The sequence below is a fragment of the Cupriavidus sp. F041 genome, assembly GCF_057814235.1.
Genome location: NZ_JBVASY010000001.1, coordinates 2,508,941 through 2,524,315, shown reverse-complemented (window position 1 = coordinate 2,524,315; position 15,375 = coordinate 2,508,941). Strand labels below are relative to the sequence as shown.

The 15,375-nt window shown below is 65.4% G+C and carries 16 protein-coding genes and 1 pseudogene; 10 read left to right on the top strand and 7 right to left on the bottom strand.

The features are described 5' to 3' along the window. Position 1 precedes the first annotated feature (1 nt). The 4 genes and pseudogenes from ACZY0R_RS11535 (at position 2) to ACZY0R_RS11520 (ending at position 1,384) form a co-directional block, all read left to right on the top strand. Positions 2 to 310 carry a Bug family tripartite tricarboxylate transporter substrate binding protein gene (locus tag ACZY0R_RS11535; protein ID WP_488858477.1) on the top strand — a complete coding sequence of 103 codons (309 nt, stop codon included), beginning with the start codon at positions 2 to 4 and terminating at the stop codon, positions 308 to 310. A gap of 73 nt (positions 311 to 383) precedes the next feature. Further along, a pseudogene (locus tag ACZY0R_RS11530) lies at positions 384 to 608 on the top strand (DSD1 family PLP-dependent enzyme); the annotation flags it as partial. Then, on the top strand, positions 598 to 1,035 hold the full coding sequence (locus ACZY0R_RS11525; RefSeq protein ID WP_488858476.1) for a RidA family protein: 438 nt from the start codon (positions 598 to 600) through the stop codon (positions 1,033 to 1,035). The pseudogene ACZY0R_RS11530 and the gene ACZY0R_RS11525, both read left to right, overlap by 11 nt. Positions 1,036 to 1,183: 148 nt before the next feature. Continuing rightward, on the top strand, positions 1,184 to 1,384 hold the full coding sequence (locus ACZY0R_RS11520; protein WP_488858475.1) for a DUF3606 domain-containing protein: 201 nt from the start codon (positions 1,184 to 1,186) through the stop codon (positions 1,382 to 1,384). Positions 1,385 to 1,412: 28 nt separating this feature from the next. On the opposite strand, the gene ACZY0R_RS11515 is transcribed toward ACZY0R_RS11520, so the two are convergent. Together ACZY0R_RS11515 and ACZY0R_RS11510 are read right to left on the bottom strand one after the other, a co-directional pair. Beyond that, positions 1,413 to 2,495 (bottom strand): SRPBCC domain-containing protein, encoded by a 1,083-nt coding sequence (locus ACZY0R_RS11515; RefSeq protein WP_488858474.1) that lies wholly within the window; start codon positions 2,493 to 2,495, stop codon positions 1,413 to 1,415. Continuing rightward, the gene (locus ACZY0R_RS11510; protein WP_045240882.1) at positions 2,492 to 2,875 is read right to left on the bottom strand and encodes an ArsR/SmtB family transcription factor; all 384 of its coding nucleotides are present in this window, start codon (positions 2,873 to 2,875) and stop codon (positions 2,492 to 2,494) included. The genes ACZY0R_RS11515 and ACZY0R_RS11510 overlap by 4 nt, the downstream gene beginning before the upstream one ends. A gap of 213 nt (positions 2,876 to 3,088) precedes the next feature. Here ACZY0R_RS11510 and ACZY0R_RS11505 point away from each other — a divergent pair, with 213 nt between their 5' ends. After that, complete coding sequence (locus ACZY0R_RS11505; protein ID WP_488858473.1) at positions 3,089 to 3,610, top strand: hypothetical protein; 522 nt, start codon at positions 3,089 to 3,091, stop codon at positions 3,608 to 3,610. Between the two features lie 35 nt (positions 3,611 to 3,645). Here ACZY0R_RS11505 and ACZY0R_RS11500 read toward each other — a convergent pair whose 3' ends face one another. Beyond that, a complete protein-coding gene (locus ACZY0R_RS11500) occupies positions 3,646 to 4,026 on the bottom strand; it encodes a RidA family protein (RefSeq protein ID WP_052686187.1) in 381 nt (126 codons plus the stop codon). A 198-nt stretch (positions 4,027 to 4,224) separates the two neighbouring features. On the opposite strand from ACZY0R_RS11500, the gene ACZY0R_RS11495 reads away from it, so the two are divergent. Beyond that, positions 4,225 to 5,457, top strand: coding sequence for a glycosyltransferase (locus ACZY0R_RS11495; protein ID WP_488858472.1), 1,233 nt, complete (start codon positions 4,225 to 4,227; stop codon positions 5,455 to 5,457). Between the two features lie 422 nt (positions 5,458 to 5,879). Here ACZY0R_RS11495 and ACZY0R_RS11490 read toward each other — a convergent pair whose 3' ends face one another. The 4 genes from ACZY0R_RS11490 to hppD form a co-directional block, all read right to left on the bottom strand. Then, positions 5,880 to 6,272: a hypothetical protein gene (locus tag ACZY0R_RS11490; protein ID WP_488859643.1), complete on the bottom strand. Its 393-nt coding sequence runs from the start codon at positions 6,270 to 6,272 to the stop codon at positions 5,880 to 5,882. Between the two features lie 534 nt (positions 6,273 to 6,806). After that, positions 6,807 to 8,009, bottom strand: a complete 1,203-nt coding sequence (locus ACZY0R_RS11485) for an amino acid aminotransferase (RefSeq protein WP_488858471.1) — start codon at positions 8,007 to 8,009, stop codon at positions 6,807 to 6,809. Positions 8,010 to 8,067: 58 nt separating this feature from the next. Continuing rightward, positions 8,068 to 9,456 carry an amino acid permease gene (locus tag ACZY0R_RS11480; protein WP_488858470.1) on the bottom strand — a complete coding sequence of 463 codons (1,389 nt, stop codon included), beginning with the start codon at positions 9,454 to 9,456 and terminating at the stop codon, positions 8,068 to 8,070. A gap of 160 nt (positions 9,457 to 9,616) precedes the next feature. Then, positions 9,617 to 10,690 (bottom strand): 4-hydroxyphenylpyruvate dioxygenase, encoded by a 1,074-nt coding sequence (gene hppD / locus ACZY0R_RS11475; protein WP_045240889.1) that lies wholly within the window; start codon positions 10,688 to 10,690, stop codon positions 9,617 to 9,619. Positions 10,691 to 10,926: 236 nt separating this feature from the next. Here hppD and ACZY0R_RS11470 point away from each other — a divergent pair, with 236 nt between their 5' ends. The 4 genes from ACZY0R_RS11470 (at position 10,927) to ACZY0R_RS11455 (ending at position 15,370) form a co-directional block, all read left to right on the top strand. Beyond that, positions 10,927 to 11,400, top strand: coding sequence for an Lrp/AsnC family transcriptional regulator (locus ACZY0R_RS11470; protein WP_045240890.1), 474 nt, complete (start codon positions 10,927 to 10,929; stop codon positions 11,398 to 11,400). A 106-nt stretch (positions 11,401 to 11,506) separates the two neighbouring features. After that, complete coding sequence (locus tag ACZY0R_RS11465) at positions 11,507 to 12,709, top strand: polysaccharide pyruvyl transferase family protein (protein ID WP_488858469.1); 1,203 nt, start codon at positions 11,507 to 11,509, stop codon at positions 12,707 to 12,709. Between the two features lie 238 nt (positions 12,710 to 12,947). Continuing rightward, on the top strand, positions 12,948 to 13,526 hold the full coding sequence (locus tag ACZY0R_RS11460) for a DUF2760 domain-containing protein (protein WP_045240892.1): 579 nt from the start codon (positions 12,948 to 12,950) through the stop codon (positions 13,524 to 13,526). Beyond that, positions 13,523 to 15,370: an Hsp70 family protein gene (locus ACZY0R_RS11455; protein WP_276288285.1), complete on the top strand. Its 1,848-nt coding sequence runs from the start codon at positions 13,523 to 13,525 to the stop codon at positions 15,368 to 15,370. The genes ACZY0R_RS11460 and ACZY0R_RS11455 overlap by 4 nt, the downstream gene beginning before the upstream one ends. Positions 15,371 to 15,375 lie beyond the last annotated feature (5 nt).

Below are 15,375 nucleotides of genomic sequence, written 5' to 3'. Positions count from 1 at the left end.
CATGTCCGGCATTCCATCTCCTTTTGGCCGCCGCCTGCTGGCGGCAGCCACCCTGCCCCTGGATTCGCAAGCCATGGCACAAAGTCCGGCGTTTCCCGCGCGGCCCATCACGCTGGTGGTGCCGTTTCCGGCTGGCGGACCCAGTGACGCGCTCGCGCGGGGCTTTGGCAGACAGATGGGCGATCAGCTCGGCCAGCCCATGGTCATCGAGAATCTCGCCCGCGCGGGCGGCACCATAGGCCTTGCCAGGCTGGCGAAGGCCGCGCCTAACGGCTACACGCCGGGCTTCGGCACGACGGAACCCATGTGACCAACGTGGCCTTGTACAAGAAGCTGCCCTACGACCCGGTCGCGGACTTCAAGCCCATCGGGCTCGCCGGATCGGCGCCGTGCTGCCGGGGTACGTGCTCAGCGGCGCCAACCAGGAACATGGCATTCTCTCGCGAGAAGGCTCCCCGGAGCCCGACATCGCAACGCGCTTCCCTGTCGGCACGCTGCTGCGCATCCCGCCCAATCATGCCTGCGCGACAGGGGCGCAATTTCCTGAATATCACGTGCTCGCGCAAGACGGCGAGCTCGCCACCTGGAGCCGGTTTCATGGATGGTAATCAGAATCACGCAGTCCAGACTGCACAGACTGTGCAGTCTCTGCAGACGGTCTCGCCCGCCGGGCTCTCCGCGCCGGGCGGACACTACAGCCACGCAACGGTCGCCAATGGCTTTGTCTTCGTGTCCGGCCAGCTTCCGGTCACGCCTGACGGGCAAAAGCTCTCCGGCGCCCCCTTCGACGAGCAGGCGCGGCAGGTGCTGGCAAACGTGGAGGCGGCGCTGGTTGCCGCCGGGAGCGGCATCGCCGGGCTGGTCCAGGTCCGCGTCTACGTGGACAGCATCGAGAACTGGCCGGCATTCAACGCCATCTACGCGGCATGGGCGGGCAACGCGCGCCCGGCGCGGGCGATCGTGCCGACCGGTCCGCTGCATTTCGGGCTAAAGGTCGAAGTGGAGGCCACGGCGGTCGTCCTTCCGGCCGCATGACACCGCTGCGCTGAACCAAGCGGCCGCACGCGCTAACACGCTGCCATGCGCGGCCGATCAATGACTACAATGCAAGGCAGCCATTCGACAGCAACACGCCCCGCTCACGACCCCATGTGACGCGGCCGGCAAAGGCTGGGAGAACCGCATGAGCAACGATCCGAAGCACTTCAGGCCACTGGATCCGGGAAGGATCAACATGATGGACGCACTTGAAGTGCAGTACTGGTGCACGGAGCTTAACTGCACGCAGTCCGAACTCCAGGAGGCCGTGGCAAACACAGGCGATCACATTTCCGCTGTCCGGGCCCGCCTGGAGGCGTTGTACCCGGACAAGCGGCACGGATAGCTGATCCGCCTCCACTCAGGTCCCGCCGTCAGCCAAGCTGCGGCTGCGTGGCGGCAAAGCTGGGCCGCTCGCGCATGACCGCCTGCGCGCGCCGCACGTTGGGGCACTTCTCCAGCAACTCGGCCCCTTCAGGGAACATGCCCACATACGTCAGGATCGGCGCGAGGAACAGGTCCGCCATCGACAGCGCCGTGCCAGCCAGGTAGTCGCGATCGCCGTATGCGCCCTCCAGCGCCTGGAGTTGCGCGGCTATCTCCGGCAGCGCCGCATCGACCACCCCGCGATCGGGCTGGCCGTTCTCTCCCTTTGGAAAGATGTACTGCAGGACATAGCGGCGGACCATCGTGTCATAGGCATGGCAGTTGATCAGGCTGATCCACTGCTCGCAGCGCGCACGGGCGATGGGGCCGGATTTTTCAAGCAGGCTCGGTCCGTCAAAGGCTTCCTCGATATAGCCCAGGATCGCGCGGGTTTCGTAGAACGCGATCGGTCCGTCGGTCAGCACGGGAATGCGCCCGAACGGATTGTGCGCAAGCACCTCCGGCGAATGCGGCGGCACCGGCTTCAGCGTGTAAGCCACGCCTTTTTCCTCAAGCGCCATGCGCACCGTGCGGCAGTAGCTGCTGCGCGGATCGCCGATCACGGTCACGGTGCCAGCGCTGCCCGCCGGATCGAGGTAGTCGCTGAGGCGGTTGAACACCGATTGCCATCCGCCCATATGCGAGTCGCGCTCGCGCGCTTCCGGGAAGCCGCTGTGGCGCATGTGCAGACGGGTGCCGCCCTCCGTCTCCGTCAGCGTGACTTCGATCAGCGTCTTGATCTCCCGCGGTATTTCGCCGGATTCCCAGGTCCAGGTATAGGCGAGGAAGTCAGCGCGGTCGATCGCCTGGTACTCGCCGCCCACGATGTGCTTCGCGCCATCGCGCCCGCCCATCACGATGCGGTACTTGCCGCCGACGCGTACGTCGGCGCTGGCTTCCAGCACGCTCATGCCCCGCGGGCAATGCCACGCGGCCAGCGCGGCCTGGCTGGTAAATGCATCGAAGACCTTCTCGCGCGGGGCGCGGATGAAGCGTTCCATTTCCAGGTGAAAGGTAGCGGCTTGGGTCATGATTTTTTCCCTCGGGATTTGCTTTCGCTGCGGGCGCCTTCGGTGACGCCCGCCGCATGGGTGCGTTCGACGAACTCAACGAGGCGATCCAGGTTGCCTTCCCAATGGCGCCGGTAAGTACCCAGCCAGTCATGCGCGTCGCGCAACGCATCGGCCCGCAGGTGGCAGATGCGCCAGCGCGCGTTGACTTCGCGTTCGATCAGTCCGGCTTCCGCAAGCACGCGCAGGTGCTTCGAAATCGCCGGAGCGGACATCTCGAACGGACGCGCCAACTCGCTTACCGGCGCCTCCCCTTCGGCCAGGCGCGCCAGGATCGCACGGCGGGTCGGGTCAGCCAGGGCGGCAAAGATGGTGGTGAGCGGGTCGATGGAGGATGGCATGGACTCATTTAACCTTCTGGTTAAATGAAAGTCAAGGCGGAAAATCACGGGCGCCGCGCGATTTGGGCTGGTGGAATAAATCCCTCGCCCGATGCGTTTACCGTGAGGGCAAGGGATGCGCGACGGGTGCGGCATGTGCATGTGCGTGCGCATGCGCTATGCTGGACGGATGTCCCCGATAAACACGACCCGCGCAGACGCTGGAGAATGGTCATGCAATATCGCTTAGTCAGATGGATGGCCGCGGCCGCCGCCGCGTTCGCGCTGTGTGCCTGCGCGAGCCTGAACCCCGTGCAGACCGCGCAAAAAATGATCGGCAGTCCGCAAAGTACCGTGCGCGACACGTTCGGCGCCCCCACCGAGACCTATCAGCTCGCCGGGGGCACCAGCCGCTGGATCTACTCCAAGCAGCCGCTCGGATTCGAGGTCTACGCCGCGGATTTCGACGCAAGCGGAAACCTTTCCAACTTCCGCCAGATGCTGACCGAGAAGGAGATCTACGAGGCACGGCCGGGTGTCTGGACCAAGCGCGACGTAGCCGAGCGCTTTGGCATGCCGCGCGAGCCGGTCCAGTATTACCCCCTCATGAAGCGCGAGGCATGGTCGTACCGGCTTTATACAGGCGGCTACATGCCGGCCCACTTCAGCGCCTATTTTGACGACCGCGGCGTACTGGACCGCACCATGATCATCCTCGACATGATCGGCGGCGACAGCCGTGACGCCAGCAAGTAAATTGGCATCCGGCGCGACGGCGCCGGAATCGCCGTTCAGCCGCCAAACGCAGCAATACACTCCACCTCCACCCTCGCGCCGAGCGCCAGCCCGTTGGCGCCGAGCGCGCTGCGCGCCGGATACGGTTCCTCGAAAAACTCCTTGTAGACCTCGTTGAACACCTGCCACTCGCCGATATCGGCCAGCATGATGGTGCATTTGGCCACATGCTTTAGCGACAGGCCGTGCGCTTCGAGCGCGATGCGGATATTCATCAGCGCCCGCCTGGCTTCTTCGCGGATTCCGCCTGGCACAAGGCGGGTGGTGCCGGGCACGATGCCCATCTGCCCGGAGAGGTACAACAGCTCGCCAACCCGCACGCACTCGGAGAAAGGCAGCCCTGCGGGCAGAATCTTGCCGGAGTTCAGGAATTCCATATTGCGCCCCGTATCAGTAAGATCTTCGAACGCCACATCCCGGATCGCCCGGTGGCGGCCTCGCGGTTTTCAAGTCTAGGAGAACGGATCCGGGATTGTGCTTATTTGCAGGGTTGCCTAATAGTTGGTGCCGCTGCCGGCCTTCGCCTCTGGCTTGAACCGGCCAGCCGTACCGAGCACCAGGAGCCGCAAGAAAACATGAAATTCGTCGTTGTTACCTATGGAACGGAAGGCGATACCCGCCCGCTGGCGGCACTGTGCCACGCCCTGATGGACGCCGGTCACGAAACCCGGCTGCTCGCCGATGAAGCCACCCTGGGCAGCGCCCGGTCCCTTGGCATCCCGACGACCGCGTTGGCGGGAGACATCAAGGGAACGCTGCAGCCCGAGAACGCGATCGCCAGCGTCGTTGCCGGGAACAGCGGGCTCACCAGCACCGCGAGCGCGCTGGCGGGCATTGCCAATGCCAATGCCGAGGCCTGGCTGCGGGCGATCGTGGCGGCCGGCGAGGGCTGCGATGCCATCATCGTCTCGGCGCTGGCCGCCTTTGTCGGCTTGTCGGCGGCAGAACATCTCGGCGTGAAGGCCATCGGCACCGGACTCATCCCGATCACACCGACCGCGGCATTCGCTTCGCCCTTCCTGCCGCCGAACCGGGTGCCGGGCCTGCTCAACCGCGCGAGCCATCACTTCGTCAACGGGCTGCTGTGGCGCGCGTTCCGCAAGCAGACCAACGCAGCGCGCGCGGCCGTGTGCGGGCTGCCGCCACAGCGGGAACTCTGGACCCGGCACCCGATGCTGTACGGGATATCGCCCAGCCTGCTGCCCCGCGCTGGCGACTGGCCCGGCAACACGCATGTCTGCGGGCAATGGATCCCGCCGTCGCCGGACTGGTCCGCGCCGCAGTCGTTGCTCGACTTCCTCGCGGCCGGGGAGGCACCGATCTACATCGGCTTCGGCAGCATGGCGGGTTTTGACCGGCAGAAAACGCTGGAAGCGCTGATCGCCGCCGCCGCGGGCCGCCGGGCGTTGTTCTATCAGGGCTGGAGCGGTGCGGACGCCACCGTGCTGCCGGCGAATTTTCATGTCGTGGGCGACACGCCCCATGACTGGCTGTTTCCCAGGACCTCGCTGGTCATCCATCATGGCGGTTCCGGCACAACCCATTCCGCGGCGCGGGCCGGCGTGCCGTCGGTGGTGGTGCCGTTCGCGGGCGACCAGTTCTTCTGGGCCGACCGGCTCAGGCGCGCAGGCATTGCCGCCGGCGCCGTGAACGGGAAGCACCTGCAAGCCACTGCCCTGGCACGCGGCATCGCCTTCGCCGAGAGCCCCGAAGCGCGCTCCCGTGCCCAGGCACTAGGTGCCAGCATGCGGACGGAGAACGGCCTGGCCGGCGCGGTCTCTGCTATCGAGCGCATCATGTCCAATTGAGCCGCGACCGCAGAATCAGAGCCCCCGGAAGCCCCACGCGCAATATTCGAGGACCGCGAATAACAGCGCCGCCGCCAGAACAAGATTGGCGTAGCCGTGTGGAGCGCCCGAGGGGCGGGCCACACCACCCCGCGATGCGAAGCGAGCCGTCAAGGTGTACCAAGCCGTATGGGGCGCCTCGTCGGCAGGCAAAAAGAGCGGAAAAGAGGGACCCATGTTTGAGTATCGCCTTAAGGCGATGCGAGTTTGGGTCCCGGCCGCTCTTTTTGTCTGCCGACGAGGGGGGGGTCGCCCCATCCGGCGCGCCTTTTTTGCCTACTTTTTTGGCAAGACAAAAAAGTAGGTCGCCGCCCCGCAGGGGTGGTGAAACCGCCTTTGACTTTAAGTCTTTAAGGCTTTAAGCCATTGAAGTTGACTGGCGCTCAACCTTCGCTGAGCTGGCGCGAGCGCCAGTGCCCGTCGCTCTGCTTGCAGAACCAGCCGGTCCAGTTGTCTTCCAGGTCAGAGCGTTTCAGCTGAACCTTCAACTGCCGGCAGGACTGGCCTTTGTCGGTCTTCGCGCCCATCGGGGTCAGATTACCCTCGATCGGTTTGCGCTTTCCCGACGCCGGGTAGGTCCATGGCACCTCCGCTCCGTCGGCGCCTTCGTTCAGCGTCTTGCCGACTGCCCTGGATAGCGCGGCCGATTCCTTTTGGCTCATGCTCCCGATCACGGTGCCATGGATGAACGTGTCGAAGTATGCGAAAGCCGGCGCGGCCGGAACAAGCGTGACAGCGCAGAGCAGCGTGCTTCGAAGAAAAAGACGGGGAGACATCAAGGCTATCCTTATGTGGGACGTTGGATAAATGGGGAGCATTACACTGCAAACGTCTGTCGGCCGGGGCTAATCCCGCAACTGGCTATTTGCAGAGCATGGAGAACGCTTCCATAGTAACGTAATAGCCACACAGAATCGAGTGCGCATCCCGGGCGCGAATCTGCATCCCGGCACAGTCAGTGCGAGCGCAAATAGCCGGTCTGGTACCGGGCATCGGGCTCATTGTTGGAAAATCAGTCCGGAGGGAATCCCCCGTAGTGCAGCATCGCGTGCGAGGGCCACGCTCCATTAACCCATCGATGACACGATCACCGCGGTGCGCGGCATGCCCGGGTGGCACAGTTAATCGATAGACGAGGCAGGATGAGTCCGGGCGGACTCGCTCATTGCGCCGGAACAGGCTTCATCGGGTCGCTCGCTGCGCATCGCGCGGCGGTGTGGCCCCCCGGGGCCACACACAAGAATCAACGGATTCAGCAGTCGTCGTTGCAGGCGGCGTTGCCATACCGGCCAATGCCGAACCCGCAGCCCTTACGCAGCCGGTGCCAGCACGCTGGCAATAGCCCCCGCCACCTGCTTCACGTTGCGCTCGTTCAGGCCAGCCACGCACATCCGCCCCGAGCGCAGCAGGTACACGCCGTGCTCCGCGCGCAGGCGGTCCACCTGGTCGGCCATCAGGCCGGTATAGGTGAACATGCCACGCTGGGTCAGGTAGCGCGACAGCGCCTCGCCGCTGACATGGTCGCGCAGGCTGTCGTGGATCGCCGCGCGCATCCTGGCGATGCGATCGCACATCTGCGCCAGCTCGCGTTCCCAGGTCTCGCGCAGTGCCGGCGTGGTCAATACCTTGGCCACCACCCGTGCGCCGTGGGTCGGCGGGTTGCTGTAGTTGGCACGTACCGCGCCCGTCAGCTGGCCCAGTACCCGGCCGGTTTCTTCCGCGCTGTCGCAGACCACGCTCAGCCCGCCGCAGCGTTCGCCATACAGCGAAAAATTCTTCGAGAATGAATTCGCCACCAGGCACGGCACGCCTTGCGCCACCAGCTCGCGCACCGCGAACGCATCGTCGTCCAGGCCGGCGCCGAAGCCCTGGTAGGCCATGTCGACGAAGGGCAGCAACTCGTTCGCCTTCAGCAGCGCGATGAGCTTGCGCCACTGGTCCTGGTTCAGGTCCACGCCGGTGGGGTTGTGGCAACAGGCGTGCAGCAGCACGATGCTGCGCTTCGGGATCAGCCGCAGCGCGTCCATCATGGCGTCGAACTTGAGGCCGCCGGTGGCGTCGTCGTAGTACGGATACGTGTTGACGGTGAAGCCGGTGCGCTCGAAGATCACGCGATGGTTTTCCCAGCTCGGATCGCTGATCCAGACTTGCGCCTCCGGGAAATAACGCTTCAGGAAGTCGGCGCCGACCCGCAGCGCGCCCGAACCGCCCAGGGTCTGCACGGTGGCGATGCGGCCTTCCGCGCGCGCCTTGCATTGCGCGCCGAAAACCAGCGCCTGCACGGCGTCACGGTAGGCCGCGAAGCCGGCCATGGGCAGGTAGGGACGCGGGCCCATGTCGGCCATCAGCGCGCCTTCGGCTTCCGCCACCGCCTGCATCACGGGCAGCTTGCCTTCGCCATCGAAGTAGATGCCGATGCTCAGGTTGACCTTGTCGGTCCTCGGATCTAGTTGAAAGCTCTCGTTGAGCGAAAGGATCGGGTCGCCGGGATAGGCATCGATATGTTCGAACATTGGATACTCTGGCTGGAATGGGTTGTGGCCAGCGGCCGGAGGGCCGCCAGGGTCATCATTATGCCGATACGCTCTGCTGCAGGGCCGGCGCCGCGTTCTTTTGCCGCAAACGGTAGCTCACGCCCAGCACGGCCATCCATGCCGGAATCAGGTACACCGAAATGCGCAGCCCCGGCGTGAGGTACATCACGTACAGGATACCCGCCAGGAAGACCAGGCACAGGTAGTTCGTGAACGGATAGCCCAGGCTCTTGAAGCGCGTCTCCTGGCCGGCGATGCGCTTGTCGCGGCGGAACTTGAGGTGAATGATGCTGATCATCGCCCAGTTGATGATGAGCGCCGAGACCACCAGGCCCATCAGCAGTTCGAAGGCTTCGCCCGGCATGAAGTAGTTGATCACAACGCAGGCAGCCGTGGCCAGTGCCGAAACACCCAGCGCGGCCAGCGGAATCCCGCGCTTGTTGACTTTCAGCAGCGCTTGCGGCGCATTGCCCTGCTTGGCCAGGCCGTACAGCATACGGCTGTTGCAGTACACGCCGCTGTTGTAGACCGACAGCGCGGCGGTCAGCACCACGGCATTCAGCACCGTGGCCACGATTTCACTGTTCATCGCATGGAAGATCAGCACGAACGGGCTGCCGCCGGTCACGACCTTTTCCCACGGGTAGAGCGAGAGCAGTACGCCCAGCGCGCCAACGTAGAAGATCAGGATGCGGTAGATCACCTGGTTGGTGGCCTTGGGGATGGTCTTTTCCGGCGCATCCGCCTCTGCCGCGGTAATGCCCACCAGCTCCAGGCCGCCGAACGAGAACATGATCACCGCCATGGCCATGACCAGGCCGCTGATGCCGTTCGGGAAGAAGCCGCCGTGCTGCCACAGGTTGGCCACGCTCGCTTGCGGACCGGCCGTGCCGGACGCCAGCAGGTAGCCGCCGAACACGATCATGCCGACGATGGCCAGGACCTTGACGATGGAGAACCAGAACTCCATCTCGCCGAACGACTTGACGCTCGACAGGTTGATGGCGTTGATCAGCAGGAAGAACGCCAGCGCGGATACCCAGGTGGGAATGTGCGGCCACCAGTACTGGACATAAATGCCCACCGCCGACAGTTCCGCCATGCTGACCAGGATATACAGCACCCAGTAGTTCCAGCCCGACATGAAGCCGGCAAAGCTGCCGCAATACTTGTTGGCGAAGTGGCTGAAGGAGCCGGCGACGGGTTCGTCGACCACCATCTCGCCGAGCTGGCGCATGATGAAGAAGGCGATGATCCCGGCCACCGCGTAGCCGAGCAGGACCGAAGGGCCTGCCATCTTGATGGTCTGGGCAATGCCCAGGAATAGCCCGGTGCCGATGGCACCGCCCAGCGCGATCAGCTGGATATGCCGGTTTTTCAAGCCGCGCTTGAGTGTCTCTTCCGTGCTCTTGGAATTGGGAACCATATTGTGTCTCTACCCACTCTTTTGGAATGTGGGCCTGCGCCTCTCGCGTGTTGCGGGCGCTTTGGCCAGGCACCGCCGGCGCGCAGTCTTGCTGCGGGCGCCGGGCGGTGTTGTTGCAGTCCGCGGCTCAGTGCCTCGGTGTCTCGCTGCCTTGTGGGCCTCAGACCTTTAGCGTGCCGCGTTCGATCTGGTCGCGCTCCAGCGATTCGAAGAGCGCCTTGAAGTTGCCTTCGCCGAAGCCCTCGTCGCCCTTGCGCTGGATAAACTCGAAGAACACCGGGCCGAGCGCGGTCTTGGAGAAGATCTGCAGCAGCAGGCGCGGCTTGCCGCCTTCGGTCGTGCCGTCCACCAGGATGCCGCGCGCCCTCAGCTGGTCCACCGGCAGGCCGTGGCCCGGCAGGCGCTTTTCCAGGCCTTCATAGTAGTAATCGTTGGGCGCGGTCATCAGGGGCACGCCGGCCATCTGCAGGCTGTCGATGACTTCGATCAGGTTGTCCGTCAGGAAGGCGATGTGCTGGATGCCCTCGCCGTTGAAGGCCATCAGGAATTCCTCGATCTGGCCGGCACCCTTGGACGATTCCTCGTTCAGCGGGATGCGGATCTTGCCGTCGGGGGCGGTCATGGCCTTCGAGGTCAGTCCGGTGTATTCGCCCTGGATGTCGAAGTAGCGGATTTCACGGAAATTGAACAGCTTTTCGTAGAAATTAGCCCAGTAGGCCATGCGGCCACGGTAGACGTTGTGCGTCAGGTGGTCGATCAGGCGCAGGCCATGGCCCACCGGGTGGCGGTCCACGCCTTCGATGAATTCGAAGTCGATGTCATAGATGGACTTGCCTTCCTCGAAGCGATCGATCAGGTACAGCGGCGCACCGCCGATGCCCTTGATCGCCGGCAGGCGCAGTTCCATCGGGCCGGTGGCGATTTCCACCGGCTGGGCGCCGAGTTCCAGGGCGCGCGCATAAGCCTTGTGCGAGTCCTTCACGCGGAATGCCATGCCGCAGGCGCTCGGGCCGTGCTCGGCCGCGAAGTAGGCCGCCGGGCTGTTCGGCTCGCGGTTGACGATGAAGTTGACATCGCCCTGGCGGTACAGCACCACGTCCTTGGAGCGGTGGCGCGCGACCAGGCTGAAGCCCATCTGTTCGAACAGCGGCTCCAGGAGGTTGGGAGTGGGCGAGGCGAATTCCACGAATTCGAAGCCCATCAACTGCATCGGGTTTTCAAACAGATCGGCCATGGTGTGCTCAACAGGAAGTTGGGGGGACGAGAGAAATAATATTGCGGCAGCTGTACGCCAACGCGTTGGTGCGCAGCGCCAGACACGTACGGCGTGGGCTCTCAACTCCCCGTCCGTACCGTCAATCTGGCACTGAGTTTATATTCCGCTCCGGTAAATAGGATTTCGTTATCCACGCAGGCAAACCCTAGATCATGAGATAAAATTTCATCATTGCAGGAACAAAGGAAACAAAAGTGCACAATCCTGAGCTTGATCGCATAGACCGCCGCTTGCTGGCGGCGCTGCAGGAAAATGGACGCGCCTCCAACCTCGAACTGGCCGAGGCTATCCGCCTGTCGCCGGCGCAGACACTGCGCCGGCACCGCCGGCTGGAAGAGGCCGGCATCATCAAGCGCTACGAAGCCCGGCTGGACTCCGCCAGCCTGGGCTTTGGCGTCGTCGCCTTCATCCATGTCACGATGGAGCGGGGCCACATCCGGGATCTGTCGAATTTCAAGGGGCTTGTCGCCGAACTGGCGCAGATCCAGGAATGCTTCTCCGTCACGGGGGATATCGACTACGTGCTGAAGGTGGTGGCGCGCGATCTCAAATCGCTTTCGGATTTCCTGCTCGACACGCTGATGCGCATCCCTGGCGTGAGCGGGGTGAAGTCCAGCGTTTGCCTGGATGAGATCAAGTGCACCAGCGCGATGCCGCTCGATGCCTGAACCCGGGCGCCGGATGGCGGCGGCGCGCTCAATGACACTCACTAATATAGGAGAGACCCGCCACGGGCCGCCTATGCTTGGATGAGATCCCTGGCTCACCCGCCCCGTGCCCCCTGCCCTCGAAGCCGGTTGTCCCGTCATCCTGTTTGGTGCCTTCGATCGCCATAACTTCGGCGATCTGCTGTTGCCCCATGTCCTCACCTGCCTGCTGAAAGACCAGCCGCTGCGTTATGCCGGGCTGGCGCGGCGCAACTTGCTGCCGCACGGCGGCCACCGGGTCGATTCCCTGTTGCATCTGGCGGCGCAGCCGGACCTGCAAGCGCCCGGCATCATCCATGTGGGTGGCGAGATTCTTTGCTGCGAAGCGTGGGAGGCGGCTGTGATGCTACAGCCACCGGGCAAGGCAGATGTGCTGATCGCGCGGCTCGACGACCGGCCGCGGGAGCGCCAGGCATGGGCGCGCAGCGTGCTGGGCGTGGCGGACCGGGCGCCTTACGTGCTGCCGCAGGGCCTGTTCCCCCAGGCGCGGGCCGTGATCTACAACGCCGTGGGCGGCGTCGGCCTGGACCAGCGCGACCCTGCCATGCGGGCGGAAGTGCTGGGCAAGCTGAGGGCCGCGGCCCATGTCAGCGTGAGGGATGCCCGGACCAGGCAGATCCTGCGGGCCAACGGCATAGCGGCCAGCCTTGCCCCGGATCCGGCGGTGATGGTCGAGGCGCTGTTTGGCGAGCGCATCCGCCAGCGGGTCCGCCACGGTGAGCTGGCGCGCATGACCGACGCCTTCCCGCAGGGCTATCTTGCCGTGCAGTTCAGCGCGGACTTCGGCGACGACCAAACCCTCGGCGAGATCGCCAGCCAGCTCGACCGCGCCGCGCGGGCAACCGGATACGGCGTGGTGCTGTTCCGCGCCGGCGCCGCGCCCTGGCATGACGAGCTGTCCTGCTACCGGCGGCTGGCGCAACGCATGGGCACGCCCGCGCCGGGCATCGTCCAGTCCCTGGATATCTGGGACATCTGCGCCGTGATCGCGCACAGCCGCGGCTTTGCCGGCAGCAGCCTCCACGGCCGCATCGTGGCCATGGCATTTGCCCTGCCGAGCGTGAACATCATACGGCCGGGGCTGGATCCGGGGACCAGCAAACAGGCCGCGTTCGCCGCCACCTGGGAGCCGCCGGAGGCCCTGTGCACTGTGGCGGTGCAGGCGCTTGCCGATGGCATTGGCCAGGCGCAGGTGCTTGAGCGCACACGGCGGGAACAGACGGCGCGCGAGCTGGTTGCGGCATGCCGCCAGGACTTCGTGGCTGCCTGAAAAGCGCAGGCCTGTGCCGACGCCATATGAAACACACCGCGATGCTGTATAACCGGCGGGGCCGGTTCGCAGGCGCAATAGGGCAAAATACGCACCTGAGAGGCCCGGCAGGGCCAAAAGCATAAGACGCTGACGCCCGGCTCGTGCCCAGGTGTCCGGAATCGCATGAGCCTCCGGGGCTTGTCCAGCGTCGCGAGGGGACAGCTCGTCCTTGAACAGAGCACACCAGGAGCATTTAATGACCGACTCGAATCTATCTTTCTTCGGCAGGGTCTCTCTTGCCGTCGGCACCTTCTTCACCATCCTGGGCGACCGCGATTTCGCCGCCGGCGTGTGCCGCCTGCGCAGCGGCGAAGGCCTTGCAGCCGCAGCCCCGGCCCCGGTGCCGCAAGCTGCCGCACCGGCGCCGCAGCCTGCCGCCCCCGCGCTGAAGGAAGCGAGCCCGGCCGCGGCACTCCAGTTGCTGGGACTGCTCCAGCGCGACGCGCGTTTTGTGGACTTTGTCGAGGAAGACATCGCGGCTTATTCCGACACGGAAATCGGTGCCGCCGCCCGCCTCGTGCACGATGGCTGCCGCGCGGTGCTGCGTGAGCACTTCACCATCAAGCCGGTGCGCGAGGAAGCCGAGGGCAGCCGCGTGACGCTGGCCGACGGCTTCGACGCCACCGCCGTCCGGCTGACCGGCAACGTGGTAGGCAGCGCGCCGTTCAACGGCAGCATCAGCCACCGCGGCTGGAAAGTCGCGGAAGTCCGTCTGCCCCGGCTGGCCGAACGCCATGACGCCACCGTGATCGCCCCGGCCGAGGTGGAACTATGAGCGCAGCACGCTATTCCATCGGCATCGACCTGGGCACCACGCATAGCGCCCTCTCCTACGTCGACCTCACTGCCAGCGACGGCGAGAAGACCAGCCAGGGTGTCCTGCCGGTCACGCAACTCACCGCGCCGGGTGCCATCGAAGACCTCGATCTGCTGCCCTCCTTCCTCTACCTGCCGCACCCGAGCGAACTCGCCCCGGGCGACCTGGGCTTGCCGTGGAACGCCACGCGCGACTTCGCGGTCGGCGAGCTGGCGCGCACCCGCGGCGCAGCCACGCCGATCCGGCTGGTGTCGAGTGCGAAAAGCTGGCTGTGCCACCCCGGCGTGGATCGCCGGGCGGCGATCCTGCCGAACGACGCGCCGCCTGAAGTGACGCGCGTCTCGCCGCTCGAGACCTCCGTGCGCTATCTCACGCACCTGCGTGAGGCGTGGGATCACGCGCATCCCGAAGCCCCGTTCGGCGAGCAGGAAATCACCGTCACGATTCCCGCCTCGTTCGACCCCGCCGCGCGGGAGCTGACCGCCGAAGCGGCCGAAGCAGCCGGGTATGCACGCATGACCCTGCTGGAGGAGCCCCAGGCCGCGCTCTATAGCTGGATCCAGAAGAGCGACGGCCACTGGCGCAAGCAGGTAAGGGTCGGCGACATCATCCTCGTCGTGGACGTCGGCGGCGGCACCACCGACCTTTCGCTGATCGCCGTGGTCGAGCGCGATGGCAACCTCGAACTGCACCGCGTTGCCGTGGGCGAGCACATCCTGCTCGGTGGCGACAATATGGATCTCGCGCTGGCCCATGTGGTAGCGCGCAAGCTGGCTGGCCAGGGCACGCAGGCCGATCCGTGGCAACTGCGCGCACTCACCTATGCCTGCCGCTCTGCCAAGGAAACGCTGCTCACCGATCCGGCTACGGATGCCGTGCCGCTGGTCGTGCCGAGCCGGGGGTCCAAGCTGATTGGCGGCTCGATCCGCACGGAGCTGACCCGCGCCGAGCTCACCCAGACCATCCTGGAAGGCTTCTTCCCTCAAGTGGAGGGCTCGGCCCGCCCGGTAAGCCGGGCGCGCGGCGGGCTCACGCAACTCGGCCTGCCGTATGCGCAGGATGCGGCCATCACGCGGCATCTGGCCGCGTTCCTGGGCCGCCAGGTGGCAGCGCTCGCGGAACTTGAAGGCTTCCAGAGCGCACAGCCGGAAGGCGCGACCTTCCTGCACCCCACCGCCGTCCTCTTCAATGGCGGCGTGTTCAAGTCGGGCTTGCTGGTGGAGCGCATCCTGCAGACGCTCAATGGCTGGCTTGCGGCGGAAGGCGCGGCGCCTGCGCGCCTGCTGGAAGGCGCCGACCTGGACCTGGCCGTGGCGCGCGGCGCCGCGTATTACGGCTACGTGCGGCGCGGCAAGGGCGTGCGTATCCGTGGCGGCACCGCGCGTGCCTACTATATCGCCGTGGAATCGTCGATGCCCGCCGTGCCTGGCTTCGAGCCGCCCATACAGGCGCTGTGCGTGGCGCCGTTCGGCATGGAAGAAGGGACCGAGGCCGCGTTGCCGCCGCAGGAATTCGGCCTGGTGGTGGGCGAGCCGGTGCACTTCCGCTTCTTCGGCTCGTCGGTGCGACGCCAGGACCAGGTCGGCACCCTGCTCGACTCCTGGTCGCCCGAGGAACTGCAGGAACTCGATGAAATCCAGGCCACGCTGCCGCCCGAAGGGCGCACGCCCGGCGAAGTGGTGCCAGTGAAACTGCACGCGCGGGTCACCGAGGCCGGGACGCTGGAACTGGAAGCCGTGCCCCGCGGCGCCGGCGAGCGCTGGAAGGTCGAGTTCGACGTGCGCGGCAACCCCAATGCCTGATTGAG

Bases quoted from the DNA above. Each gene is read 5' to 3' on its own strand.
- ACZY0R_RS11535 (WP_488858477.1), top strand. From the start codon at position 2: ATGTCCGGCATTCCATCTCCTTTTGGCCGCCGCCTGCTGGCGGCAGCC.
- ACZY0R_RS11525 (WP_488858476.1), top strand. From the start codon at position 598: ATGGATGGTAATCAGAATCACGCAGTCCAGACTGCACAGACTGTGCAG.
- ACZY0R_RS11520 (WP_488858475.1), top strand. From the start codon at position 1,184: ATGAGCAACGATCCGAAGCACTTCAGGCCACTGGATCCGGGAAGGATC.
- ACZY0R_RS11515 (WP_488858474.1), bottom strand. From the start codon at position 2,495: ATGACCCAAGCCGCTACCTTTCACCTGGAAATGGAACGCTTCATCCGC.
- ACZY0R_RS11510 (WP_045240882.1), bottom strand. From the start codon at position 2,875: ATGCCATCCTCCATCGACCCGCTCACCACCATCTTTGCCGCCCTGGCT.
- ACZY0R_RS11505 (WP_488858473.1), top strand. From the start codon at position 3,089: ATGCAATATCGCTTAGTCAGATGGATGGCCGCGGCCGCCGCCGCGTTC.
- ACZY0R_RS11500 (WP_052686187.1), bottom strand. From the start codon at position 4,026: ATGGAATTCCTGAACTCCGGCAAGATTCTGCCCGCAGGGCTGCCTTTC.
- ACZY0R_RS11495 (WP_488858472.1), top strand. From the start codon at position 4,225: ATGAAATTCGTCGTTGTTACCTATGGAACGGAAGGCGATACCCGCCCG.
- ACZY0R_RS11490 (WP_488859643.1), bottom strand. From the start codon at position 6,272: ATGTCTCCCCGTCTTTTTCTTCGAAGCACGCTGCTCTGCGCTGTCACG.
- ACZY0R_RS11485 (WP_488858471.1), bottom strand. From the start codon at position 8,009: ATGTTCGAACATATCGATGCCTATCCCGGCGACCCGATCCTTTCGCTC.
- ACZY0R_RS11480 (WP_488858470.1), bottom strand. From the start codon at position 9,456: ATGGTTCCCAATTCCAAGAGCACGGAAGAGACACTCAAGCGCGGCTTG.
- hppD (WP_045240889.1), bottom strand. From the start codon at position 10,690: ATGGCCGATCTGTTTGAAAACCCGATGCAGTTGATGGGCTTCGAATTC.
- ACZY0R_RS11460 (WP_045240892.1), top strand. From the start codon at position 12,948: ATGACCGACTCGAATCTATCTTTCTTCGGCAGGGTCTCTCTTGCCGTC.
- ACZY0R_RS11455 (WP_276288285.1), top strand. From the start codon at position 13,523: ATGAGCGCAGCACGCTATTCCATCGGCATCGACCTGGGCACCACGCAT.